Here is a 26,324-nt window from a genome sequence, read left to right on the forward strand (position 1 = left end):
ATGAGTTCGGCTGGTCTCTCGAGGATCCCGATAAGATGTCGGCGGGTATCGTGGCGGGACACCTGATCGAGTGTGGCGCCCAGGTTTCGGGGGGGAATTTTACGGACTGGGAGCAGGTGGAAAATTTTGTGGAGATCGGCTTTCCCATTGTAGAAGCAAAGGCGGACGGCAGTTTTTATGTGACCAAGCATGAAGAGACTGGCGGGTTGATTAGCGAACAAACGGTAAAAGAGCAGCTCATTTACGAAATAGGAGATCCTTCAGCCTATCTTACGCCGGACTGCATAGCCGATTTTACTTCGGTAAAGCTTGAAGCCGCCGGTCCCGACCGGGTGTATGTCTCGGGCATACAGGGCCGCCCCCCCACCGACACCTATAAAGTATCCGCAAGCTATAGCGATGGGTATAAACTCTCGTCCACGTTGGTCTATTCGTGGCCGAAAGCATTAAAGAAGGCGCAAAAAGCAGGAGAGATACTACGAGGGCGCGCAGAGGCTTTGGAATTACAATTTGAGGAATTTCGTGTGGAATATATCGGAGTGAATGGCTGCAATGAACAGCCTCTGACCGAGGATCTTCTTGACGCCTCCCATGACGAAGTGCAGATGCGCGTGTCGCTGTCGGGGCCGGGCAAAGAGGATTTAAATCGATTCGGGAAAGAAGTAGCCCCGCTCATTTTGACCGGTCCCGGGGGAGTTACGGGCTATGCTGGAGGCCGGCCGCGGGCCAGCGGCGTGGTTGCCTATTGGCCGGCGCTGCTCGATAAAGAGGCTGTATCGCCTCGTGTGCGGGTGTTTCAGCTGTAAGGAAGGCCGGCCACTGGGTTTAGGGCGATCATCATGCAGCGTGCAAATTGATCTTAGAAATTTGGCAGAAAATTTCGGATTTTCAGTCATTAAATAATAACGATTTAATTTTATTACTTCAGAAATGGTTATAGGAATAATTGGGGCAAGTTTTTCAGGACTTATTGCCGGTATGCGGCTGGCAAAGGCCGGCCATGATGTAACAATTATCGAGCGGAACCGGTCGCTGGGCGGAACGCTGGCCTCGGTCGAACTGGATGAAATGATTCTCGACTATGGAATTTCTCATTTTTCTGCGGAGACCAGCACTTTCCGGGAGTTTATTGAAGAGTTGAGCGAGAAAGAACAGCTTCGCGAATGGACCAGGGAGTTTAGCATGTACGACGGCGACCAGTTCCATAAGGAAGACCCCAATGCATCACCGCTGGCGCAGTACGCCATGACGAACGGGATGCACTCCATTGCCAACTATTTGAGTCGCTGGGTGGATATAAAGCCCCAGGAAAAAGCGGGAGGACTGACGTATATCGGTCCCGACCGGGAAAAAAAACGGTCGTGGATGATCAACCTGACCGATATTAACGTGTTTGAGTGCGACGCGGTGGTTATTGCCACCCCGGCTCCCGAAGCTTATGGCGTGCTCCAGACGGCGCAGGACGAAACCGCTGCGCGCAAAATTATTCGTGAGATCGATGAAGTATATTATGATGATTGTATCACATTGTCGGCTACCTATAATCGGGCCTCACCCGACTGGAAGGGCATTGAGTGCGAGCATAGCGCTGTCGACTGGATCGGCAATGAATCGTCAAAGCGGGGGATAAACGACCGAACGGGCCTGGTGCTGCATTCCTCACACAGCTTTTTCAGAAAGAATGAAAAAGTCCGCGATGAGGAGGTGACCAAAAGGCTGATGGATGAAGCGTCATCAATCATCGGCCCCTGGGCGCTTCAGCCGGAGTCGACGTATCTCCACCGGTGGAAGTTCTTTAAGGCACGCAATGTTATTAACGAATATTTTATGGAATTGGAAATGATTGATGCTCCTCTTGCGTTAATAGGGAACTACTTTGGCAACAGGTCATTAGAAAGTGCCTATCTGTCAGGATATAACCTGGCTGAATATTGGATCAATAAATATAGCGACGTTACGGTTGCGTAATGTATTTGTTATTGTAGCAAAGGCCGAACAAAGCGTAAAAATAGTTAAAAAAGAGACCATTGGGTTCGCTGCGCAAGTTAAACAGTTATTTTAAGAAATATAAGGGCACGATACTGCTGGGCTCTTTGTTTTTGACGGCCTCCAATTTTTTTCTGGTATGGATTCCCGTTTATCTGCGGCGTACCGTCGACCAGGTGGCAGCGATTGAAGTAGATCGTTCCCCGGAAAGTTTCGATACCATCCTGGAGGTGCTTTTCGGCAGTGATGCCAGCTGGCTTTTGGCCAAGAATGCGTTGCTTTTGGTGGGAGCGGTCATCTTATCCGGAGTGCTGCTGTTTGCTACGCGTCAGACGCTTATTGTGGCCTCCCGCAAGATAGAGTTCGACTTGCGCAACGATATTTTCGATAAATTGTTGAAACTTCCGCAACGATTTTACAGCACGTATAAATCGGGGGAAATTTATGTGAGGGCTACCGAAGACGTCTCCAAGGTGCGCGAGTATTTTGGTCCCGCTTACATGTACACCATTAATACGATCACGCGGGCGGGTTTTATTATTACGATGATGATTATTGTGAGTCCTGAATTAACATTCTGGGCGCTGCTTCCGCTGCCGTTTTTATCGGCTTTTGCTTATTGGGTGAGCGGCTATATCAATGACTATTCGCGGATTATACAGGAACAGTACTCGACGATAGCGGGACGCGCCCAGGAATCTTTTACGAGCATCAGGCTTATTAAGGCATTTAACCGCGAGGCGTACGAACGCCGGCGATTTGAAAATGAAAGCGAGCGGTACCGAAAAAAGAAACTACGACTCGACCTGGTCGAGTCGCTTTTTCACCCGACGCTGAACTTATTAATAGGACTTTCGGTTGTTATTGTCGTTTGGAAAGCCGGACAGCTGGTGATTGAAGGCACGCTGACGGTTGGCAATATTATGGAATATATAATATACGTAGCATACCTGACCTGGCCGGTTGCGTCGCTGGGGTATACCGTTAACCGGTTTCAACAGGCGATGGCCTCATGGAAGCGGATCGACGAGATGTTGACGGAAGAGGTTAATATTACCGATAAATCGATTACCGATCACGATATTGATGAAATAGAAGGGACTATCGAGTTTAACAATGTATCTTTTAAATACCCGGACGCCGAAGAGTATGCCCTGCAAAACATCACCATGCGTATTGAAGCCGGACAAAATGCGGCGATTGTCGGGCGGACCGGCAGTGGAAAAACGACGCTTGTAAAACTTATTCCCCGTTTATTTGAAGTGACAGAGGGAGAAATTTTAGTTGATGGAACGAATATAAAGTCAATTCCCTTGGAACTCTTGAGACAAAGTATCGGGCTTGTCCCACAGGATACGTTCCTGTTTTCGGATACCATAGGCGAAAATATCGCTTTCGGCACCCGGGATGCCTCGCAGCAGGAGATTGAAAAAGCCGCAGAAAAAGCACAAGTCCGAAATAATATTTTGGATTTTGAAAATAAATTTGAGACTATATTAGGCGAAAGAGGCATCACTCTTTCGGGTGGACAAAAGCAACGCACCGCTATTGCAAGAGCACTGATTCGGGATCCAAAAATTATTATATTAGATGACTCATTAAGCGCGGTAGACACCAAGACCGAAGAGTCTATACTACAACATCTCCGACGAGAGCTAAAGGGAAGAACGACACTAATGATCAGCCATAGAATATCTACCATCAAAGATGCAGATATTATATACTATATCGAAGATGGAACAGTTGTAGAAAAAGGAACCCATGAGGAATTGTTAGAAAAAGAAGGTCGTTATTCAGTAATGTATAATAAACAGCTCATAGAAGAAGAGTTGGCCGAAATTTAAAATCAAATAGTAATATTCAACCAATAAAATCAAGTTGCTTGACCGTAGCATGATTTAAAAAAACACAGGAGTAGAACCCATGATTATTGTACCTTTAGGTGTTGCATCAGCAACTCCGACAGCAACCCGGCATTTATCATCAATAGCCGTCTGGAGAGAAGGCAGCGTTTTCTTATTCGATTGTGGAGAAAATGCCCAAATGCGAATGTTACAGGGGGGGCTAAAACGTTCTCAAATTGATTATATCTTTATATCTCACTTTGATACGGATCATTATTCCGGCCTGATTGGGCTGCTATCGACCCTGCAGCTGCAACGGCGCGACCGCCCCATAACACTGGTGGGCCCCACCGGAATAAAAGATTTTGTAGAATGGAATTTTGAGTTTTCGAATATTAGCCTGAGCTACGAAATCGAATATGTTGAAGTTGAGGAGGATTTTGAGGAAGAGCGGGTTGTTGATACCGATGACTATTATGTAGAAGCACGTCCTCTTAATCATACCAAGTTTTGCATCGGCTACCGCCTGCAGGAGAAAGATCTGCCGGGCAAGGTTGATGCCGACAAAGCTGAGAAGCTGGGCATCAGCGAAGACTGGCAGTATAAAGACCTCAAGGCCGGCAAAGATGTGGAACTGGAAGACGGCACTGTGGTAAAATCCGCGGACATTGTGGGTCATCCCCGCCCCGGTGATAGTTTTGCCTATATTACCGATACCAAATACTGTCCCAATTCGGTGAAGCTGGCTAAAAATACCAATGTACTCATCCATGAGGCCACCTTTAGCGACAGCCTTTCCGATAAGGCAGAAGAGACCGGCCATTCCACGGCCAAAGACGCGGCCCGGGTTGCCAACGAAGCTAAAACCAAGCTTTTGGTGATTACCCATTTCTCTGCTCGTTATACCAATGAGTATGTGTTGTTGCGAGAAGCCCGTGATGATTTCTTCCCTACCTGGGTGGCCACCGAATTGCGGCCGATTTTTACTGATCCGGCCCACGAAAAAGGCATCATCAAGCCCAAAGTCTATATTAAAGAGATCAACCGGGGCAACAATAATAACAGCAATAAGAATAAGGGGTCAAAACGAAAAAAACGCAGCAGCGGCAAGAAAAAGCGTCGCATGCGCAAACGTAAAAATTCACCTGGAAAGAAACGCAGGAGCCGAAAAAGCAGTAAAAAACGAAGCGGAAAATCGCGAAGTTCTAACAACAATAACAACAGTGGAGGAAACGGAGGGGACAACAGCAAGGAACGTAAACCCAAGCAAATCACCCCCCGTACTCCCTTCGACGATTTCGACCGATTCTAAATCCATGGAAGCGTGAGTAACAAGCAGACCGATAAAGCCGTCGACTCGCACCTGCTTCGACGGCTTTATCAATTTATCAAACCCTATCGTTGGTATGTCGTTCTGGGCATAGCTCTGACGCTCGGGGCTTCCTTCCTGGGGACCATACGTCCGAAACTGACCCAGATTGCGGTTGACGATTATATTGCAAATAATGACTTCGAGGGATTGCTGTGGATTATTGTGCTCCTGCTGGGAGCCCTGGTCGGCGAATTTATTATACTGGTTATTAATACCTACCTGACGCGCTGGTTCGGACAGGGTACGCTTTATAACCTGCGTAATGCGGTTTTCGAGAAAATTCAGTCGATGCATGTCCAGTTTTTTGACAAGAATCCCATCGGCCGGCTGATTACGCGTACCACCAGTGATATTGAGGCCCTTAGCGATCTGCTGAGTGACGGGGTCGTCAATATTATGGGTGATATGTTCCGTATCTTCTTCATCCTGTACTTTATGTTCAGCATGAGCTGGGAGCTCTCGCTGGTGGCAATCTCGGTACTTCCCCTGTTATTTTATGCTACTTTTTTATTCAAGGCTAAAGTGCGTGTTTCCTTTTTGGATGTCCGCGATCAGATCGCCCGGCTTAACTCATTTGTTCAGGAACATATCAACGGGATGGACGTGGTACAGCTCTTCAATAAAGAGAAGCGGCAGCGCAGCAAGTTCCGGGATATCAACAGCAGTTATAAGGGCGCCTACCTGGATACTATTTTTTATTTCGCCATCTTTTGGCCCGCTGTGGAGATAATAGCAAGTCTGGCAATGGCCCTGGTTATTTGGTACGGCGGCGGGCGGGCGGTCATGGATCAGGTTACCTTTGGTATCCTGCTGGCGTTCGTACAATACGTGCGCGACTTTTTCCGGCCTATCCGGGGACTTTCGGAGAAGTTTAACACCCTGCAGTCTGCACTGGCTTCATCAGAGCGTATTTTTGATGTGATGGATACCACCAATGAAGTGACCGATCCGGTGCAACCGCGACATATTGCCGAGCCGGAGGGACATATTCGTTTTGAAGAGGTCTGGTTTGGCTATAACGAAGAGGAAACCGTGCTTAAGGATGTTTCTTTCGAAGCAAATCCGGGCGAAACCATAGCGATTGTGGGAGCAACCGGGGCCGGGAAGTCAACGATTATCAACCTCCTGATGCGTTTCTATGATATTGACAGGGGGAGCATTTTTCTGGACGGGGTGAACATTCAGGGTCTCTCGTTAGAGGAACTCCGCTCCAACTTTGCTTTGGTGTTACAGGATAATGCCCTCTTCTCAGGTACTATTATGGAAAATATCACGCTGGGCAATCCGGACATCTCTAAACAAAAAGTCATTGAGACGGCCCGGAGCGTGGGGGCCGATCAGTTCATCAATAAGCTGCCCGGCGGCTTTAATTTCAAGCTGAGTGAGCGCGGGGCTTCGCTTTCCATGGGGCAACGCCAGCTGATCTGCTTTATCCGGGCAATGGTATATGATCCGACGATCCTGGTGCTGGACGAGGCCACTTCCAGCGTCGATTCCGAGACGGAGGATATTGTCAACCGGGTATGTGACCGGCTGATGGAAGGACGTACGTCCATCGTCATTGCACACCGGCTGTCGACTATTCACGAGGCCGACCAGATCCTGGTAATGCACAAGGGAGAGATCCGGGAAAAAGGAACGCATGGAGAGCTGCTTCAAAAAGAGGGAGGGATCTACCGCAAGCTGTATGAACTGCAGTATAAGGATGAGCTTGTGCCCTCGACCAAATCAGCCTGACACCGCTGCCCTCTCTCGGACTTTCGGTAAAAAGTAAGGCTAAGGGCCAAATACCAAATAACCAAATTAATCCCTGTCATTAAGGGGGATCCGCAGCTTTTGTCCGTCAGCTGCAAAAGCCCTCCCACAGCCCAGCAAGGGGAGAGAGCCTACAGTGGCCATATGAAGGGGATCAGGATGATTACAATCGACCAAAGAACGACTTGCAGGGGAAAACCCACCTTGAAGAAGTCGGTAAACCGGTAGTTACCGGGACCGTATACCATCAGGTTTGTCTGGTAACCGATGGGCGTCAGCAGGGACATCGACGCTACCAGGGTAATGGCTATGATCAGACCGCGGGCTTCCATACCTTGTGTTTCCGCAACCGATAAAGCGATCGGAAACATCAATGCGACCGCACCGTTATTCGTAATGACCTCCGTCAGGACAGCGGTGACAATAACCACGCCGGCCAGCACGGCCCGGGGACCATAGGCGCTGGTCAGCTCCACCATCCAGCGGCCGATGATTTCGGCGGCACCGCTGACCTCCATGGCCCGGCCCAAACCGATAGCGGCTCCGATCACAATCAGTACCGTCCAGTCTACTGATTTCCGGGCTTCCCCGGCCTCGATAACATTGAACGCCAGCAAAACAGCCACGCCTAATATGCCCGCCAGCGCTATGTGAAGGGTGCCGAACGTCACCAGCGTTATAATGCCCATTAATACGGCAACGGAGACGTAGAGATCTTTTCCGCCGGGACGATGTTCTTTGGCTTCCTTTGTGGCCCCGGGGGCTTCCCCGCCGGCCTCACTGGTCAAGAAAAAATCCTCGGTATCCTCATACGCACCCCTGAAAGCACGGCCGGTGTCAAGGAGTAAGAGATCGCCGGCATGGAGTACGAACTCGCCCAGGGGCTGGTCAATACGCTTACCTCTTCTGCGGACACCGGTAACCGCTGCTCCGAACCGTTCGAGGAGCTTTGCCTCCTCCAGGGTGGATCCTACCAGCCGGGAACCTTCTTTGATGACCACCTGATGAAGTTCACGGTCTTTTTTTTCTTCCCGCTTAATATTTCTGGGGGGTTGCAGTGCGAGCCGGAGACCGGGAAACTCGTCAAGTTCAGGAGCTTTTGCTGCTATTCCTCCTTCAGCAGCATAAAAAAGATGGTCGCCGGGGCGGAGTTGCTCGTTCTCGGGGACCGGGGCAATTTCACGGTCGTTACGGTTAATCCGTGAAAGATAAAAGCCCGGGAAGCTCCCCAGGCCAGCTTCTTCTATGGTTTTTCCAATGACGGTCGCTTCATCCGTAATTTCGAGTTCAACCAGCAGCTCCCTGAGTCGCTCCTCTTCATACCGGATATCACGCCGGGCGGGGGTCAGGAGGGGAGAGACAAAGACGAGATAAACAAGCCCCGCTATCGCGCAGGGAACACCCACCCAGGCAAGCTCAAAAAAAGAAAGTCCCTCAAACCCATGACTCAGCAGGAGTCCGTGCGTGATCAGGTTGGTGCTGGTCCCGATCAAGGTACAGAGTCCCCCGAGAATAGCAGCATAGGAAAGGGGTATCAGCAGTTTCGATACCAGTATGTTATTTTTCTGTCCCCAGCTTCGGATAGCAGGAATGCCCATTGCGACCACTGGCGTATTATTCAGAAAAGCCGAATAGGCGGAGACACTCGGACACAGCCGCAACAAAATTTGTTGTATGCTTCTGGCTTCCTTTCCCAGGATAAAATCGCTTGCCCGGTCCAGCGCCCCGCTTTCCCTCAGTGCCGCTGCCACAACATATAAACTTCCCAGGGCTACCAGGGTGGTATTGCCAAACCCTTCAACAGCCTGATCGAGGCTAATGACGCCACTGACGGTGATCACAGCCAGGGCGGTCAGCAAAACGGCATCCGGGCTCCACAGATCAATAGCCAGCCCTACAAAAGCGAGAAACAATACTCCTAAAATCAATAATTGATCAAATCCCATTAAAAACAGCGTAAGTTAATCGTGATTGGTTTTGTTAGGATTAAGCCCATATGGCTGACATGGGCTTGTGCAAGTTTTTTGGTGTCATGGTTTTAAAACGCAAATATAAGCCGGCTAAAACATAGTAAAAAATCCTATAGCCCGTACAGATTTTTTATGTTAACCATTCATCCCTTAATGGTACTTCCGGTAACGGCAAAAACGCCAGCTGGTTTATCGTGTCAGATCAAATTTTGCCCAGACGGGCAGGTGATCGGAGGTGGTTGATTCAAAGTTGGTAATATAGTTCAGCGGGGCGTCATAGACCGCGGCACTTTCGCCTATATAAAAAGGAAAGAGCTCGTCACTAATGGCAATATGATCAATGAGGTTGCCTTCCTCCATATAGTTGAGGGACGAGGATTCTTTATTGAGCGAAAGCACGTGGGTGATCACATCAAAGTGTTGGGAGTGCTCTACAAATTCGTCATAGGATGTTTCAGCCAAATTACCGGGCTCATGGTAATAAAGCGATTCATCCACATCGTCGTTGAAGTCGCCGAGCAGGATGATGTTGGCATTGGGTTCCTCATCCATCAGGTAATAAAAGAGTCCCTCTGCCGCCTCTTGACGTCGCTTATAGGATTCTCCGTGATCGGCCGTATTCGCTTTGCCATGAACGACAACGGCATAACATTCAATGGTGGTTTCCTCAAAGGTATAGTCAAATCGGAAATACAGCGGCGTCCGCCCATTGGCCCAGAAATACTCCCAGCCTTGTTGGTAGTCCTCCCGCACATCCGTAATAGCCCCGGCCTCCAGGGAATCGATAGTGAGGGTGTTATAGACAAACGCCATTTTTTGTCCCTTGTTAACGTGTTCGGCTGTAAATCCGTGATAGCCCGCAAGTGGGTCCAGCAGAACAGCGAGGGCTTCGCGGCTGTGAATTTCCTGGAGGGCAAAAAGGTCTGCATCCAGTGAATCCATCACCCGAACGGCGTTTTTAGTCTGCCGGAAGTTGTCGTTTGCACCATACCACTCAATATTCCACGTTACGGTTTCAAGGATGCCGTCGGGAGCCACAGGCTCTGTTTGTGGAATCTCCCCTCCCGGCGGATCTTCCTCCCCTGATTCAAACCCCGGGGCTCCGCAGCTGTAAAAAAACAGGACGGCTATAAGAAAAAAGAAGGATCGTATATTCGCAATGGTTCGGGTTTTCAATGTTATTCAGCTTCAGCCTGTTGTCTGGGATTAATACTTAGGACCGGACTTTTTACATGGCGTGCTACATTAGCCGTCGTGCTGCCCATCATCAGGTAGTCGATGCCCGTTCGCCCCACCGTCGACATGACAACGAGATCATAGGGGTCGGCTGCGTTATAGTTGAGAATCGCTTCGTGAGGGGTGTCCGTCGAGACGATCACATTTGTTGATATCAGGTCTTCGAGTTCATGGAGCTCCTCTTTGGCCAGGACCTTCAGCCGCTGGTTGCGAAGCTCAATTTTTGACTTGTCGGGATTACTGTCGTGTTCGGGATCATAGGCAAAGATATTGATAAGCTCCAGCTTTGCATTTGCTTTTAGGGCTATCTCTTTGGCATAGGGGAACGCCGCCCTGGAATGGTCCGAAAAATCCGTCGTCAGCAGGATTCGGTTCAGGTTTGTAACTTCCCGTTCCTCATTGACAATCAGCACCGGCAGGTGGGACATGCGCAATACTTTTTCCGCAACGGATCCCAGAAAAAAGCGTGAGAAACCGGTACGCCCGTGGGTGGACATTACAATCATATCAAAATCTTTGGCTTCCTCGACGATAGCCTGGGCCGGATTACCGATGGATATGAGGGGTTTGGTGAGGAGCGAGGGATCGACATTTTCTTCACCCAGCTCAGTCAGCCGGCTGTTCAGGGCCGTTTGAATTTCTTCGTAATCGTCAATCGCGGTCGATCCCATGCCCCCGAACATGTATGGTCCGCCGTCTACCTCGTTAAGAGGCAGGTACGAGTGAAAGGGGGTGATGGTACCCTCGAAGAGCCGGGCCATCTGCCGGGCTGAATGAAGTGCACTGGTACTCAGTTCGGAAAAGTCGAGCGGCACGAGAATTCTGATGTTTTCCATAATATTGTTATGATATGATATTAAAGTTAACGGAAATTATGAATCAATAATGGCTAAAGCCATCCTTTTTGTTTAAAATAAAACACCATGCCTACAGCAATAACAGCCATAAACACCAGAGAGGCCGGGTACCCCCAAAACAGGTTGAGTTCCGGCATGTTATAGGGACTGGCCTCGGGGTTAAAGTTCATTCCATAGATACCCGCAACGAAGGTCAGGGGGATGAAGATCGTGGCAATAATCGTCAGTACCTTCATCACTTCGTTCATCTTGTTGCTGATATTTGACATGTACAGGTCGTGCAGGCTGAGGACCATATCCCGGTAACTTTCTATGGTATCGATTACCTGAATAATGTGGTCATAGACATCCCGCAGAAACAGTTTGGTGTGATCGGATATCAGGGGAGATTCATCTCGTAAAGCCGTGTTAAGAGCCTCGCGCAGGGGCCGGATCGCTTTGCGAAAAAGGGCGGTTTCCTGCCTGACTTTATGAATCTGGTGCAGCAGATCTTCTTCGTCGTTTTCAAACAAACCTTCTTCGATGTTCAGTATGGTATCCCCGATTTGGTCGAGGGCAGTGAAATAGTGATCAACCACCGTATCGATCAGAGCATACGCAAGGTAATCGACCGGCTGATCTCGCATGCGTCCCCCCTTGATCGTAAGACGATCCAGGATCGGCTGAAAATGGTTGTTGTCCGTCTCCTGGAATGACAGCACATAATTGGGTCCCAGTACAATACTTATCTGTTCGGAATGGAGCGATTTATGCTCTTTCGAATAGGAAAACATCCGCAAAACAAAAAAGATACAGTTGTCATAGACCTCCATTTTAGGATGCTGCCCGGTATTTACAATATCTTCCTGGATAAGCGGATGCAGCTCAAAAAAGGACCAGATGGTTTTTAACTTGCCCGTATCGTGCAGACCGTTGACGTTGATCCAGGTTTTCGACGGATTTTCCAGGTAAGGCCGGCACTCTTCAATATCGGTAACGGTAAGCCGGTCGACATGCGATTCGTCATAATCATAAAGCGCAATCTGTACTTCCTCTACTCTCTGGTGTCCCATATATTCCACGGTACCCGGCGCGGTGCCGGGTTTTTGGGAACTATTTCTTTTACGCCGGGACAAGGGATGTATAAATTGTTTTGCCATGCCTGCCATACTCTTTGAATTATGAGGAATACTATAATATGTGCAAGACAAAAGGTATTTCCAAGCATCACAAAAAAAGGCCCGCACCATTGATGGTACGGGCCTTGCGAATCTAAGGGTTGAGAGAATAATCAGCCTCCCAATTCTCCTTCTTTTGCTTTTTCCTTAAGCTCTTCATTGGCATAGACGGCTATCTCAACCCGGCGGTTTTGCTGTCGTCCCGCTTCGGTACTGTTATCCGCTACCGGGTCTTCTTCGCCAAAGCCGGTGATAATCATCCGATCACTTGCCACCCCTTGTTGCGAGGCATAGCTTGCAACGGCCTTGGCCCGGTCTTCCGAGAGTTGCTGGTTATATTCTTCAGATCCCTGGCTGTCGGTATGTCCGGCAAACAGGATCTCGGTATCCTCATAGTCTTGCAGAATATCGGAAAGTTCCTCAATATTTTCCCTGGAGGCGCTCCGGAGTTCATATGAGTCGAAATCAAACAGGATACCGGAATCAAAAGTAATCTTGATTCCTTCGCCCACGCGTTCAACCTCGGCATTCTCCAATTCACTTTCCATCTCCTCAGCCTGGCGATCCATATAATTACCAATGGCTGCCCCGGCTGCTCCGCCCACTGCAGCGCCTATAATCGCACCGGTCACGGTATTGCCTGCGGCTTTACCGATAACTGCCCCTGCCAGTCCCCCCGCACCGGCGCCGGCAGCGCCACCTTTAGCAGTTTTGCTCCAGTTTTTACACCCCTGAAACATTAAACCCATTAAACCAATACAAACGATAATTGCTGTACCTTTTTTAAATGTAGTCATAACTGTTGGAACTTATTTGAATTCAAAACGGATCAGTGCATTATAGGTCAAAAAGGACCAGATGTTCCATGCCTGTTTTTAATGTAAAAAGACTAAATATTACGGATGCCAGAAAAAAATAGTTATCGCAGCCTAAGGTGGCGCGTTGTAGAACTGAGGTTTAGAAACACCCGCCACCGGCCAATAATTCCAAAAGAGCGGAGTGGGTGCATTCTCATTGGGAGGAGATAGCTGACATAAAAGGGTCTGAATCACCAACAACCATATCAGGTTGTTTCTGTGCGCAACACTTCGAGGGGGGTTCGCCTGTAGATACTTCGGCTGTTGAGCATGCCGATAAAGATGGTCAGTCCCGTAATCAGTACCGTACCAATGATGATCACCCAAACGTTGGGCACAAAGATTATGTCGAAATAGAAGTAGCCCAGCAGCCAGCTGGCACTTAGCGAGAGAATAAGTCCCGTCAAGGCGGAAAGGAGTCCGAGAAACAGGTACTCCACCGAAAGAATACTGATAATCTGTTTTTTGCTGGCTCCCATCGTACGAAGCAGGACGCTTTCCCTGACCCGCTGAAAATGGCTGGTCGCAACCGAACTGGCCAGCACGATGAGCCCGGTCAGAATGCTGAAAAGCGCCATAAACTGGATGGCGAAGGAGATGTCGTCAATAAACCGGTTGATGGTTTCCAGGATACGGCTTACATCAATAGCGGAAACGTTGGGGTAGTCCCGTACCACGGCCTGCTGGGTCCCGGCCGTAACCTCCCGGTTGGGGGTGCGGGTGACCGTCACAAATATTTGCGGAGCCTGTTCCAGCACGCCGGCGGGGAAGAGCATGAAGAAGTTGGGCTGCACCCGCCGGAAGTCCACTTCGCGGATACTCCCCACATAGGCTTGAACGGGTACGCCCTGAACATCAAATGTCAGTGAATCTCCGATTTCAAGCTCCAGGTCTTCGGCAATCTCCTGCGCGGCCGAAACAGGTACGGCGCCCTGCGAAGGATCGGCCTTCCCGGTCCATTCTCCTTTTAGAAGCGTTTCGGAGTTGACCAGCGAATCGCGGTAGGTGGAGCGGTATTCCCGCTGGAGGGCCCACCCGCGCACCTCGCTGGTGGTGTCGTCAGCGATCGCCCTCGTGCTGCGTCCCCTGAGGGAGTCCAGCCGCATCGTTACCATGGGGACATTCTGAAGGATAGGCAAACCCTCTTCCTCGAGCAGCTGAATGAGTCCCTCGTTCTGGTCCGGCTGAATATCAAAAAAGATGAGGTTGGGGGCGTCATCGCGGGTAGCGAAGTCGAGCTCCTCCATCAGCATATCCTGGCTGAAATAAAGCGTACTGACCAGCAGCATACCGAGTCCCAGCGAGAGCATCAGCGTAGCCGTCTGGTTATTGGGACGGTAAAGATTCGCCAGTCCCTGGCGCCACACGTATGGCCAGTGAGAGGGAAAATAACGCTTCACCAGCTTCATGAGGAGCCGGGCCACCAGCAAAAGCAGTCCAAAAGCCGCAACCATACCAAGGGTAAAGAGTCCCCCGACCCTCCAGCTTTCGGTCAGCAGCGTTGCGTAGCCGAAGACCGTGAGTACGATAACGGCATAAATCAGGAACTTAACGTTGTGAGAGAGGAGCGAGGTGATGGATTCCTCGAGGGTGCGCAGGGCATACAGGGGTGAGGCCTTGCGGAGTGCCAGCAGCGGCATGAGCGCAAACGCAAGGGCCACGCCGGTACCGGTAAAGAGACCGAGTCCGATAGAAAGCCACGAAATCGTCAGCTCGACATCCACCGGCAGAAAATCGCTGACCAGGGCGGGGAGCAGGTATTGCATGCCGACCCCCAGGAGGGTACCCGCAAGGGCGCCCAGAAAGCCAAGGACCACCGCCTGGATCAGAAAAATGCTCATCGTTTGGTCAGACGACGCCCCGAAACAGCGGAGCACGGAGGCGGTACTGATCTTCTGGTTGATGTAGACGTGTATGGAGCTGGCTACCCCAATGCCGCCCAGCAGAAGGGCAATGAAGCCGACTAAATTCAGAAATTTACCGAGGTTGCCGACCGCCTCCCCGATCTCTTCCCGCCGTTCTTCGACGGTCTCATAGTCGATATCGATACGGAGATGGTCTTCCAGCGAATCAAGTTTTGCCTCGATCGGCTCCATATCGCGGTTGTCGTCGAACTTGAAGTAACGCTTGTATTCGATCCGGCTGCCGCGCTGGACCAGCCTGGTGGAGTCCAGCAGGGCCTGCGGGATAAAGACGCGCGGGCCGACCAGGGAGGTAGCGGCCGCTTCGCCCGGTACTTTGGTGATGGCCCCGCCGATGGGAAAAGTGACTTCTCCTATCTTGACAGAGTCCCCGACGGAGAGGCCGAACTGCGTTAAAAGGGTCTGGTCAACCAGTGCCGAGTGATCGGTCTTGAACTGCTGTGCCGCATCGGACGGACGGGTCTCCAGGGTCCCGTAAAAGGGGAAGTTGCCCTCGAGGGCCCGTACGTTAGAGAGCCGGGTAGCCCCGTTTCCGGGGAAAAAAACCATGGAGGGGAATTCCGTTATGGTAGCCTGCTCTCCGCCCAGGGCCTCGGCATAGGATCGCAGGGTATCGGGAAAAGGCTGTTCGGTCTCAATCTCGAGATCGGCGCCCAGCAGTTCTTTGGACTGGTTGTTGATGGTACTGTTGAGGCTGTCCCTGAAGGAGGTGATGGCCACCTGGGCGGCTACCCCGATGATAATAGCTGAAATATATACGAATAATCGCTTTTTATTGGAGCGGGCATCGCGCCAGGCCATCTTCCAGGACCAGCTTGAAAAAAATGAAGACATGAGTTTGTGACTGTAAGTGATTGGCGCGTTATCGGTTAACTTGTTCCATCCTTGGCTGCCCGGTCCACTCGTCCCGGTCAACTGCCCCGTTTTTCAGATGGATCGTCCGCTGGCACTGTTCGGCAAGCGACAGATCGTGGGTTACCAGTATCAGCGTGGTCCCGTTGATTTTGTTCAGGTCAAAGAGGAGCTTTTCAATGGTGCTCCCCGTGTCGGTATCGAGGTTACCGGTGGGTTCGTCGGCAAAAAGAATTTTTGGTTTGTTGATGAACGCCCGGGCAATAGCTACGCGTTGTTGTTCGCCTCCCGACAGCTGGGTAGCATAATGATGCAGCCGCTCTTCGAGTCCGACTTTCGCGAGCAGCTGCCGGGCCTCCTCTTTAACCTCAATTGTTTTGAGGCCCCGCAATTCCAGCGGGACCATTACGTTTTCCAAAGCGGTTAGGGTGGGGACCAGCTGAAAGGTCTGAAAGACAAATCCCACATACTTATTTCGTACTTCCGCACGTTCATCCTCACTAAGCGGACCCAGCGGGATATCGTTTAAGGTGACCTCCCCTTCAGTGGGTCGGTCCAGGCCGGCACACAGGCCCAGTAGCGTAGTCTTTCCGCTGCCGGAGGGACCCACGATCGAGCAGGTCGTGCCTTCTTCCACCGAAAAGGTAATATGGTCAAGAACGGTAAGCTGCCGGTCTCCGCTTCTGAATTGCTGGGTAAGATCGGTAACTTCTAAAATGGGATTTGAATCCATAAATATAATAAATGCCTGGAAATTAGTTAATGAACAGCAACGTCCCGGACTGATGGTTGAAAATATACATTTGGTTATTATACTGCGTTATTACGCCGTGCTGAGTTCAACCCCGGTGAGGGAATGAAATTGCTATGGGCATAACATCAATTCAGTACGGTTGCCTTTTTGGAAGCATTGAAAGCACTTGAATAGCTACAGGTCATTGAATCATTCTGCGGCGAAAATCGTTTCCTGAATATTCAAAGATAACTTTTAAATACGTATTAACAGATTAATGAAACGATTTTTAACATTTTTTGTTACGCTTATTCTTTTCTCTCTGCCTGCTTCCGCCCAGGAGGAACCGTCCCGTATCCTCTTCTTTGGCGACAGCATTACGGCGGGACATGGGATTGACAAGCAAAAAGCTTATCCTGCGCTGATTCAGCAAAAAATTGATTCATTAGGCTGGAATTATAAAGCAGTTAACGGGGGACTCAGCGGGGAGACGTCCTCCGGGGGACTTCGGCGCATTGACTGGATGCTGAAGCAGCCGGTATCCGTATTTATTCTCGAACTGGGGGGCAATGACGGGCTGAGAGGCATTGATCCGGAAGTTACCAAAAGTAACTTGCAAAAGATAATTGACAAGGTTCGGGCGAAATACTCGGATGCGGCCATTGTGCTGGCGGGCATGCAGGTGCCGCCTAACCTAGGATCGGATTACACCGATGCGTTCAGGCAGGTGTATCCCGAGCTGGCAGAGCAACATGATGTGGAGCTCATTCCTTTTCTGCTGGAGGGCGTAGGAGGCAACGACGAGTTAAACCAGTCCGATGGGATCCATCCCACCGCAGAGGGACATGAAGTGGTTGCACAAAACATCTGGGAGGTCCTGGAGCCGATTTTACGGCAGAACCGGTCGGAGAGATAAAGAAGTTTCCTCAGTTTTCGAGGGGACTGAAGTTGTATTTGACCGACACGCTGGCGGAAACACTTACCGACTGCCCGTATTCTGAAATGAGGCTGCTCTTTGACCGGTCCTGCTGAAAAGCGGCCATCTCCATCAACGGGCGGGGCGGCGACTGGTTATAGGAAAAGTCAATCGATTGAATGCCGTCCAGTTTCAGGGTACTTTCTTTTGCGATCAGCTCCCCTTTTTCACGGGCGGTCTTCAACGCCTCTTTAAGGGCTTCGTCTTTTCCCGATTCAGCTTCAGACGATACAAAATTACCGTTAAATTCATCGTATCCGCTCTCGATTAAAGCGATCTGTATCTCCTCATACCGGTCAAAATCGGAAAGCGTGAGCGTGACATTTTGGCGCGTGCGGATACGGGGCTCCTGGTCTTCGCGGTGGACATTGGTGCGGGAGATAGCAATCGGTTCGATGTTGATGTCATCTTCTTCAATCTGGTGCTTTTTCAGGAGCTCAAGCAGTACTTCTTCCCGTTCCTTGTGCAGATCGAAGGCTTCCCGGGGCGTGGCCGCTTCGCCGTTGAGGTTGATATGAAAAGCAATGCGGTCAGCCGGGATTTCAACCGAGGCCGAGGAATTAATGGAGATTATGTTTTCTTGAGCCTGTATTGCTCCGCCGGTAAAAAGAAAAAGAGCCAGGAATAAGGAAAAAATTCTCATATTAAACAGGATTTATGGATGATTTGGTGGTGGCAATTATAACTATCAAACGCTGGGAACAGGAAAGAATTATGATTGGATTTTACGCACGTTTACCGTTACGCTGATATTGGGGGAGGTTTGCTCGGGCAGCCGAAACGAGTCTCCTTGCAGCTGGAGCATTTTTTGCTGTACGGTCTGTTCCTCAATTTGGCTTAGATCCACGGGTTCGGTCAGAACCGAGTCGATTGACGCCGAAGCGGTATCTACCAATACGGTTATGGTTTCAGGAGAGGGGACAACAGACTGAAATTGCAGGTGCTCTGCAATGGTGCCGGTCACGGGTACTTTTACGGGGACGTCTGCAGGGACAAAGAATTGCTTTTTAAGCTGGAGGGCAGGTGGAGAAGCTTCGAAAAACTGTAATCCTGCCGGCAGGTTGATATTGTCGCTGTCGATATCCAGTTCAAGGTCTTCGACCTCCTCGGAGGCCAGGTCAAACGATATAACCAGGTCCGAGGGTTCGAAGGTGCGAAAGGCCTGCTCGGACCCCGAGAGGGTAAGTCGCGCTTCCAGCGGCACCGTATCCTGGAGGGCATAAGGAGTGGATTCCAGGTTGCTGTATTCAATGGGCACGGCATATGTTCTGTATACGGTCTCCGAGGAATAGGCAAAGGACAGCCACAGGATAAAGGCCAGGCTCCCGGCGGCCAGGGCGGTTTTCAGGCTGCGGCTTTCGCCCCATTGTTTGTAGGATGTTGTGTTTGATTGATAATATTCGGCCCAAAAATCATCGAGGTGTTTTTTGAGGTCGCTGTGGGATTCCAGCTGTCGGATCCGGCCGTTTTGGGCAATGCTTATGGTTCCCCGTTCTTCCGAAACCACGATCACCAGGGCATCACATTTTTCCGAAAGTCCCAGCGCAGCCGTGTGCCGCGTGCCCCCCCGCGACAGTTTGTACAAATTGGTCGAAAGGGGGAGGTGGACCCCAAACTTTAAAATTCGCTGTCCGTCGCTGAGCACCGCTCCATCGTGACCCGGAGCGCTGGTATTAAAGAGACTGCGGAGCAGCGGGATCGTGATCTTGCCATCGAGCTCAATGCCGCCGTGAACATGCCGGTCCCAGTCTTCCCTGCCCTTGAGGACAATGAGGGCTCCCGTTCGCTGATCCGCCATCTTGGCCACTGCTTCTGTAATAATACTGCTTGAAATATCCGTAGAATCGGGCTGGGAGATGTCGAAAAACCGCCAGTTGCTGATGCGGTCGATAATCCGTCGCATATCAGATTGGAATACCACGATAATACCGATCAGGATTATAACGAATAGTCCTTCTATAAGCAGCTCCGTGAGGTACATACCGGTAAAGCGGGCGATGACATACACAATTAATATCACTAAAAAGCTAAATAAATTGCGGCGCGAGGCACTTTGGCGCAACCAGTTTAGTACGATATAGAGAAAAGAGGAGATGATAATAATATCCAGCAGATCGACAATACGGATATTTTGAAGGAAGGTATTAAAGGTATCCTGGATGTTTTGCAGTAATATAAAATCAGGCTCGATCAAGGTGGTTCCCCCGTTAATAGTTATGAAATACTTAAAGTGTTTTACGCATGCAAATCGAATCCGGTGTCACAGCGAAATTTCGAAAGGGGGCTGAAAGCAGTCCCCTGGGTGGATATAACCAAACTCAAGCTTGTCCATCTTTCTTTTTTATAGCCGTTTTATCATACACTGTGTTACCGCGGCCAGACAAGGAAAAATACGCTAAAAATTGCTTATATCCTTGAATGTTTCGCTTATGCTCTCATTGTATTTCATTATATAACGCATTGAGCAATTGGGTTCCCAATAGTCGTTCAGGATCCCCACAAGACCTAAAAACATTCTTGCAGTAGAGAACTGAATGAACGAACTCCCGTTAGCCCGCTGTCTGGTCAGTTAACCACACAACGGATTATATATTAAGCAATTTATAACGAGTAATAAAAGGATTGATGGAAAAAAATACTACCGGGAGATATCGGATTAATGCTTTTTATACGTTCATACTTGTCGAATCAGGGGGACAAAGTAAACAATAGTATTTTTAGACAATCAATTAGCCGGCCATCCTTATTTATTTATGCTTGAATGTCCGGTGTCAATATATTAGGGTCGAAAGGATTCCTATTGTAAAAATGGGAGATCAAAAAAATGCCACCTGGGCATTCTTCGCCTGAGCTGCGCACCGGCAACCCTGCCACCACGCTGTCATCGTGCCCGCCTATCTTATTCAATCCACACTGGAAACTGGATGCCAGAACTGTGATATTGACATTCCGTAATGAGTCACGGCTCACCAGTCTATCTGTCTGTTTTTATTTTTAATTTTTCATTGAACCATTTTTCATATATAACACTATGGAACTGATCTCAATCCTGTTTATCCTTGTTGGACTTATCCTTGGCTACGCCATCGCCCATTTTAAATACAAAAGCAGTCAGCCGCTGACCAAAGAAGAAGCCGATATCCTGGAGCAGGAGCGCGAGGAGGCGATGCAGATCATATCCCGGCTCGAGGAGCGGAACGAGCGCCTGGACGCCGAGGTTTCCGAAGCGAAGAATAATTACCATAAAGAGCAGAGCCGCGCCAGCGAAGCCGAAAAGCAGCTGGCCTCGCTCAATGCGGATTACCGCAATCTGAAGGAGCGGCTCTCCGAGCAGAAAGAAGAGATGAAGAACCTGCAGGAGCGGTTCAAGGATGAATTTGAAAACCTGGCCAACAAGATCCTGGAAGAGAAATCCCAGAAGTTTACCGAGCAGAACAGGGAGAAGCTGGACCAGCTCCTGAAGCCGCTGGGGGAAAAAATGGAGGCGTTCAAGACGAAGGTGGAGGAGACGCACAAGGAGGATATAAAGGGACGCAGTTCGCTGGAACAGCATTTGAAGCATCTGAAGGAGATGAATCAACAGATGGCAGAAGAGGCCAAGGACTTAACGAGAGCACTTAAAGGAGAATCAAAGACCCAGGGAAGCTGGGGGGAAGTGATCCTGCAGCGCATCCTGGAAAAGTCGGGGCTGAGCAAGGGTCGGGAATATGAGATCCAGGAGCATCATACCACCGACGACGGGCGCCGGCTGCACCCGGACGTGGTGGTGCACCTGCCGGACGAAAAGCGGCTGGTCATCGACTCCAAGGTATCACTGACGGCCTACGAGCGTTTTACTTCGGCCGAGGACGAAGCAGAGCGCCGCCAGGCATTAAAGCAGCACGTCAGCTCGCTGCGCAGCCATGTAAAAGGACTCAGCAGTAAAAATTACGAGCAGCTTTACGGGGGGAGCAGTCCCGATTTCGTGCTGATGTTCGTGCCCATCGAATCGGCTTTTGGCGTGGCCCTGCAGCGGGACGCCAGTCTTTATTACGATGCCTTTGACCGGAATATCGTGATGGTCAGTCCCTCTACGCTGCTGGCCACCCTGGCGACCATCGACAGCGTGTGGAAGCAGGAATACCAGAGCAAGAATGCGCAGGAGATTGCCGAACGCGGCGGGGCGCTCTACGATAAGTTTGTGCTGTTTGTGGAAAGCATGCAGGATATCGGTCAGCGTATTCGCCAGACCCGGGAGAGTTATGAGGAGGCGATGGGACGCCTTTCGGAGGGTCGCGGTAATATGGTCCGCCAGGTGGAGATGCTGCGTGAACTTGGTGCCAAAACGGGGAAGCGGCTGCCGGGCGAGCTGACCGATCGCCATCGGATTGATAGGGATATAGAGGAGGATGAGGACAGGGAGGGGAACGAGGAACCGGACTCTATCCAGTGACAGGGTGTGATCCGTGAGGAAAGCGCGGGCACGGGCGTATGGGGATGAGGATGAGTATGTTGTTCTGTTGGCTGTATCTCTGCCGCTGTCAACAAATGGAATCGTTATTGGGTGGGTCGATATCCTGCCGCTGGTTGATCAGCCGTTTGATCTCTTTCCGGAGGGCGTCGGGCGCACAGGCGCAGGGGCAGCGAGAACCCATCAGTGATTTGATATTCTTTGCCGATTCATATTTCCTTCGAACATCCTCATGGGTGGCAATGTACTTAAAGAAAGCGGTGCGTTCTTCCTCACTTACCTCATCGTCCACGACGGGGGTAATCAGTTCAAGCGCTTCATATTTTGTGAGGCCTTCTTTATTCATAATGTTTTGTACCGTGAGAATGGCTTTAGGTAGATTAGAATGGCTTGGTTTCACTTTTTTCAACATTTAGCATTTCATTAGTGTTCCAATTCAAATGATCGATTATAAGAAATTATTTTAAAAGTTGATTATTTATCGGGCGGAAAAAAGATAAAATCCCTTCAGTATCGGCAAATCGGCGCTTATAGATGATAATAAGTCCTGAGAAATCGACTGCAGGCTGTATTCCTTTTGTATCCGGAAGCCGGAATTGTGCAGCAGCGCCCTGAATGTCTCCATGGAAGCATCGAATTTCGGTGTTTCTCCGACAATCCGCAGACTGGACCGAAAGATGAAGCGGTGAAAGGGCGGAAGTTCATCCAGTGCGAAGTGGGTGCTGAGCAGGACGGGTGAGGTAAAGTACCGGCGGAGGGTTGAAAGCAGGTCTCCCACGGCCTCTTTATTGAGATAATCAAAAAAACCTTCCGCAATGATCATCGTCTTTTTATCCGGGGACAGTATTTGCTGCTGCTGAAGGAGGCCGGAAAGCGAATGGTCGGGGAACATGAACGGCTGGATATCCGGCCGCGGCTTTTCCGCGTAGTACTGCTCCAGAAGCTGCGTTTTCAGTTGAGCCATGCGGGGAGTATCAAGCTCCAGCGCAGGGATACCGCGGCCGGCATACCGGAGTCCCAGGTGATCAAAACCGGCGCCCAGCACAAGCATTTGTTCATATCCACGATCCGCCAGATCGCCGGCCATTTCTTCCATATACCATTTACGCGCCAGAATGTGCATAAGGTCCCCGGGCAAAAACAGCTCTTCGGCTGCCATATACAGGGAGCGTACCGGGCGGAACCGGAGCCAGTAGTGATAGTATCGCAGCGGGGGCGGAAGCGACTGTACAACTCTTTCGTAAAAGCTGATGACAGCGGGATCGAAGAGGTTGCTGAATTGCTCCTCTCTCGTTAAGCCATAAAATTTAATGGCGATAAAGGCAGCAGATTGACTTAGTTGATCAGCGTTCATGGGATGCTAAGAATGGGCTATGGAGAACAGGGACCACGGTTCCCGGGAGGGGACCGGGCGTTCAAACTGCAGCTGCTTTCCGGTTGTGGGATGGTTGAGTGCCAGCTCCACAGACCGAAGGGCGATCTGGCGCCCTTCAGGCTGACCTGAACCGTATTTGTAGTCGCCCCAGACAGGATAGCCCTCGTGCGCAAGCTGCACCCGGATTTGATGGGGACGCCCGGTTTGCAGGTGAACGGATAGTAAACATAATTCCTTTTCGCGTGCAAGGGTGGCAAAGGAGAGGATCGCCTTTTTGGCTTTTCGCTGTCGAGAAGAAACCACCTCCACTACATTCCTGTCGCGATCTTTCAGCAGGTGGTGGGTAAGGACCCCATTGGGGGGCGGATCTCCCTCCGTTACCGCCCAGTACGTTTTCTGGACTGTGCGGTCGCGCATCTGCCGGGACAGTGCTTGTGCGGCCCGGCGGGTTTTGGCCAGCAGCATGAGTCCGCCCACGGGACGGTCGAGCCGGTGAATGAGTCCCACGTAGGGCGTTCTGCTACTGCTGCGTTGTTGTGCCAGGTATTGCTTGCAGAGCGTCAGCACATCCGGATCGCCGGTATGGTCTGCCTGCGAGAGCACGTTTGCCGGCTTGTCAATGAGCAGCAGGTGCTCGTCCTCAAAAACAACCGGAATGTCGGGATCTGTCTGGGTATATTTCATCAGGCGTTGCTGTAGCGTTGAATTCGTTCTTTCGATTCGGGTTTGGTCATGAGGCTCACGCCGGCCAGCAGGGGAATATTTACGATAAGCCCGTAGATTCCTTCATGCATGGGGAAGGGACGAAGCCCGGGATAGAGCAGGAAAAAAATCGTGACGGACACCCCGCCCAGGAGTCCAGCCAGTGCCCCGTATCCGGTGGCCCGCTGCCAGTAGAACATACAGAAAACCAGCGGAAATATTTGAGCCACCCCGCCATACGATCCCAGCAGGAGATTGACGATCGGCACCTCCGATATGACCGCAAAATAATAGGCGAGGAGACTGATGATTACGACTAATATACGAATATACCGGCGTTCCAGGCGATCGGTCTTCAGGCGATCGGGAAGAAACAGTGAAAGTCCGTCGCGCACCCCGATCGAAGCGGCCGAATGCAGGATCGCATCGCCCGACGACATCGAAGCGGCGAGCGTGCCGGCAAAGACCAGTCCGACTAAAACCACCGGCAGATCGAGCTGCGTGAGTACATAGGGCAATATGGTGTCGGCGGGGGAAACATTCGGGTAGACCAGGATTGCGGCAAAACCGATCATCAGGATGGGGACCAGAAACAGCTGAAAGGTAGGGTAGAGGACGGCCGTGAGTTTCATCGTCCGGTCGCTGTCGGCGGCAAAAGCCCGCATAAAGAGATGAGGCCATACCGAGAACCCGGTCGCCGAAACCAGGACGGCCGAGCTGAAGCCCCACCAGCTCCACGGTTCTCCTTCTGCATTGAGTCCGGGTGCCCGGAGCATGAACTCCGAGACGGCGGGACTCTGGGCAATCTGGGTGAACATCGCGCCTACGCCTCCGAAAAGCTTATACGGGAGATACAGCCCCAGAAACCAGGCAAGCGCCATCATGAACAGGCCCTGAAAGGTGTTGGTCCACCCCACGCCCATAACCCCGCTGAAATAGACGTACAGCAGGACCACCAGGTAGGCGATACCGGCACCCATCCACTGGGGAATGGCGCCTTCGCTGACGGTGGTGATCACATAGCCGGCGCCTTTCATCTGGAGTGTAAGATAGGGAATAAAAACGACGATGCTCAGTATGGCCAGCAGCACGGAAAGGGTCCTGCTGTTAAAGCGATCCTGCAGGATTTCGGCCTGGGTGACGAAACCGAACCGCTCGCCCAGCCGGCGCACCTTGGGACCGAAAAAATAGATCGGGATCATGCCGGTGACGCCGTAGCCGATAATATAAAAAGCCGCAGCCCCCCGGGAATACGCCCATCCGGGTCCCCCGAGAAAAGCAAAAGACGAGAAGACCGATGCTCCCATCACAAAATAGAGGATCAGCAGGTTCATGCTGCGATCGCCGGCCACAAAGCCCGTTACGCTGTCGGATACCCTCATTCCGGGAATGATGCCCATCGCCAGTGTGACGGCCAGGTAGATCCCACAGATAACCAGAATGACGATCCAGTCTTCCATCAATGATCCCCTGCTTTGTCGGAGGTCCGGGTTTGGTGGCGGGCGGGATCGCTCCAGTAATACCAGAGAAGCAGGAAAAAAGAGGCAAACAGCATCGCAACGATCCAGGCAAAAGAAAGGGGGAACCCCAGGATCATCGGGTGAATGCCGCTAAACAGCGAATAGACCGGCCAGATAATACTCAGCTGTATGATAAACAGAAGTACCAGGAAAATAATCTTTCGTGAACGCATCGCCAGCTGTTGTGGTCTTAGAAATAGTTAAGTGAAGTAGTGTTTAGCCTGTAACATCTATAAGAGAGCTTTGCAAAACCGTTCTTTTAACCAATCTCTTCATTTGCGCACAGGCTTTGATATTTCCCGATGCTTCGGGACTGGTTTTTCAAAGCCCCTGTAAATAAACAGCCAACAAATGACCCCTGATATGCGACTGTGCACGATTAAAATATTGTGCCCTTTCAGCTGTTTTTACGGATAATATATCTCAGCCAATGGCCTTGCTATCTCGCTGTTTTCAAAAAGTAATGAATTTGGTTTGTGATGCAAACAGAATCTTTCCGGCGGTGATCGCATTTCCATTCGAGGTTCAGACTCCTTAAATTCAGGTATATCATAATTCTTGAATGATAGTCGATCGTCAGCCATCATGAGCACCCCCCACAGTCCCGACGTAGAGGTGAAAGAGAAAGTCGATCACCTGCCGCTTTCGCCGGGCGTATACATGTTCAAAGACCGCAAAGGCCGCAAGCTGTATATTGGCAAGGCGAAACGGCTGCGCAACCGCGTGCGATCGTATTTCCAGGATTCCGGGGGACATGATG

General features: G+C 50.7%; 22 protein-coding genes. 8 read left to right on the plus strand and 14 right to left on the minus strand.

Annotated features, from left to right (window positions below):
• The 5 genes from ACESLU_RS02515 to ACESLU_RS02535 all read left to right on the plus strand — a co-directional run.
• Positions 1–806: acyclic terpene utilization AtuA family protein (locus tag ACESLU_RS02515; RefSeq protein ID WP_372634657.1), on the plus strand; the 806-nt coding region annotated here is incomplete at its 5' end.
• 124 nt (positions 807–930) lie between these two features.
• The gene (locus tag ACESLU_RS02520; RefSeq protein WP_372634659.1) at positions 931–1,968 is read left to right on the plus strand and encodes an NAD(P)/FAD-dependent oxidoreductase; all 1,038 of its coding nucleotides are present in this window, start codon (positions 931–933) and stop codon (positions 1,966–1,968) included.
• 59 nt (positions 1,969–2,027) lie between these two features.
• Positions 2,028–3,830 (plus strand): ABC transporter ATP-binding protein, encoded by a 1,803-nt coding sequence (locus ACESLU_RS02525; RefSeq protein ID WP_372634662.1) that lies wholly within the window; start codon positions 2,028–2,030, stop codon positions 3,828–3,830.
• A gap of 79 nt (positions 3,831–3,909) precedes the next feature.
• Entirely contained in the window at positions 3,910–5,142 is a 1,233-nt protein-coding gene (gene rnz, locus ACESLU_RS02530) for a ribonuclease Z (protein WP_372634665.1), read from the plus strand.
• 12 nt (positions 5,143–5,154) lie between these two features.
• Positions 5,155–6,939, plus strand: coding sequence for an ABC transporter ATP-binding protein (locus ACESLU_RS02535; RefSeq protein ID WP_372634668.1), 1,785 nt, complete (start codon positions 5,155–5,157; stop codon positions 6,937–6,939).
• A 149-nt stretch (positions 6,940–7,088) separates the two neighbouring features.
• Here the strand turns inward: ACESLU_RS02535 and ACESLU_RS02540 are convergent, their stop codons facing one another.
• From ACESLU_RS02540 to ACESLU_RS02570, 7 genes are all read right to left on the minus strand, one after another.
• Positions 7,089–8,903: an SLC13 family permease gene (locus ACESLU_RS02540; RefSeq protein ID WP_372634671.1), complete on the minus strand. Its 1,815-nt coding sequence runs from the start codon at positions 8,901–8,903 to the stop codon at positions 7,089–7,091.
• A gap of 213 nt (positions 8,904–9,116) precedes the next feature.
• Positions 9,117–10,103 (minus strand): endonuclease/exonuclease/phosphatase family protein, encoded by a 987-nt coding sequence (locus ACESLU_RS02545; RefSeq protein ID WP_372634674.1) that lies wholly within the window; start codon positions 10,101–10,103, stop codon positions 9,117–9,119.
• Between the two features lie 2 nt (positions 10,104–10,105).
• Positions 10,106–10,999, minus strand: a complete 894-nt coding sequence (locus ACESLU_RS02550) for a universal stress protein (RefSeq protein WP_372634677.1) — start codon at positions 10,997–10,999, stop codon at positions 10,106–10,108.
• Positions 11,000–11,052: 53 nt separating this feature from the next.
• On the minus strand, positions 11,053–12,159 hold the full coding sequence (corA, locus tag ACESLU_RS02555; RefSeq protein ID WP_372634680.1) for a magnesium/cobalt transporter CorA: 1,107 nt from the start codon (positions 12,157–12,159) through the stop codon (positions 11,053–11,055).
• Positions 12,160–12,290: 131 nt separating this feature from the next.
• Positions 12,291–12,926, minus strand: coding sequence for an OmpA family protein (locus ACESLU_RS02560; protein WP_372634683.1), 636 nt, complete (start codon positions 12,924–12,926; stop codon positions 12,291–12,293).
• A gap of 314 nt (positions 12,927–13,240) precedes the next feature.
• On the minus strand, positions 13,241–15,790 hold the full coding sequence (locus ACESLU_RS02565; RefSeq protein WP_372634686.1) for an ABC transporter permease: 2,550 nt from the start codon (positions 15,788–15,790) through the stop codon (positions 13,241–13,243).
• Between the two features lie 28 nt (positions 15,791–15,818).
• A complete protein-coding gene (locus ACESLU_RS02570) occupies positions 15,819–16,541 on the minus strand; it encodes an ABC transporter ATP-binding protein (RefSeq protein ID WP_372634689.1) in 723 nt (240 codons plus the stop codon).
• 277 nt (positions 16,542–16,818) lie between these two features.
• Here ACESLU_RS02570 and ACESLU_RS02575 point away from each other — a divergent pair, with 277 nt between their 5' ends.
• Entirely contained in the window at positions 16,819–17,457 is a 639-nt protein-coding gene (locus ACESLU_RS02575; protein ID WP_372634692.1) for an arylesterase, read from the plus strand.
• Between the two features lie 10 nt (positions 17,458–17,467).
• On the opposite strand, the gene ACESLU_RS02580 is transcribed toward ACESLU_RS02575, so the two are convergent.
• Complete coding sequence (locus ACESLU_RS02580; RefSeq protein WP_372634695.1) at positions 17,468–18,160, minus strand: SIMPL domain-containing protein; 693 nt, start codon at positions 18,158–18,160, stop codon at positions 17,468–17,470.
• A 69-nt stretch (positions 18,161–18,229) separates the two neighbouring features.
• A complete protein-coding gene (locus ACESLU_RS02585; RefSeq protein ID WP_372634698.1) occupies positions 18,230–19,711 on the minus strand; it encodes a diadenylate cyclase in 1,482 nt (493 codons plus the stop codon).
• 837 nt (positions 19,712–20,548) lie between these two features.
• Between ACESLU_RS02585 and rmuC the strand changes: the two genes are divergently transcribed.
• A complete protein-coding gene (rmuC, locus tag ACESLU_RS02590) occupies positions 20,549–21,949 on the plus strand; it encodes a DNA recombination protein RmuC (protein ID WP_372634701.1) in 1,401 nt (466 codons plus the stop codon).
• A gap of 88 nt (positions 21,950–22,037) precedes the next feature.
• On the opposite strand, the gene ACESLU_RS02595 is transcribed toward rmuC, so the two are convergent.
• The 5 genes from ACESLU_RS02595 to ACESLU_RS02615 form a co-directional block, all read right to left on the minus strand.
• On the minus strand, positions 22,038–22,313 hold the full coding sequence (locus ACESLU_RS02595) for an anti-sigma factor (RefSeq protein WP_372634704.1): 276 nt from the start codon (positions 22,311–22,313) through the stop codon (positions 22,038–22,040).
• A gap of 132 nt (positions 22,314–22,445) precedes the next feature.
• Positions 22,446–23,321: a class I SAM-dependent methyltransferase gene (locus ACESLU_RS02600; RefSeq protein ID WP_372634707.1), complete on the minus strand. Its 876-nt coding sequence runs from the start codon at positions 23,319–23,321 to the stop codon at positions 22,446–22,448.
• 6 nt (positions 23,322–23,327) lie between these two features.
• Positions 23,328–24,026: an RluA family pseudouridine synthase gene (locus ACESLU_RS02605; protein ID WP_372634710.1), complete on the minus strand. Its 699-nt coding sequence runs from the start codon at positions 24,024–24,026 to the stop codon at positions 23,328–23,330.
• Entirely contained in the window at positions 24,026–25,504 is a 1,479-nt protein-coding gene (locus ACESLU_RS02610) for a sodium:solute symporter (RefSeq protein ID WP_372634713.1), read from the minus strand. Before ACESLU_RS02610 ends, ACESLU_RS02605 begins: the two co-directional genes overlap by 1 nt.
• Positions 25,504–25,737, minus strand: coding sequence for a hypothetical protein (locus ACESLU_RS02615; RefSeq protein WP_372634714.1), 234 nt, complete (start codon positions 25,735–25,737; stop codon positions 25,504–25,506). Before ACESLU_RS02615 ends, ACESLU_RS02610 begins: the two co-directional genes overlap by 1 nt.
• A gap of 487 nt (positions 25,738–26,224) precedes the next feature.
• On the opposite strand from ACESLU_RS02615, the gene ACESLU_RS02620 reads away from it, so the two are divergent.
• The coding region (locus ACESLU_RS02620) for a hypothetical protein (RefSeq protein ID WP_372634717.1) at positions 26,225–26,324 on the plus strand (100 nt) is incomplete at its 3' end.

Source organism: Fodinibius sp., assembly GCF_041642155.1.
Classification (GTDB): Bacteria; Bacteroidota; Rhodothermia; order Balneolales; family Balneolaceae; genus Fodinibius.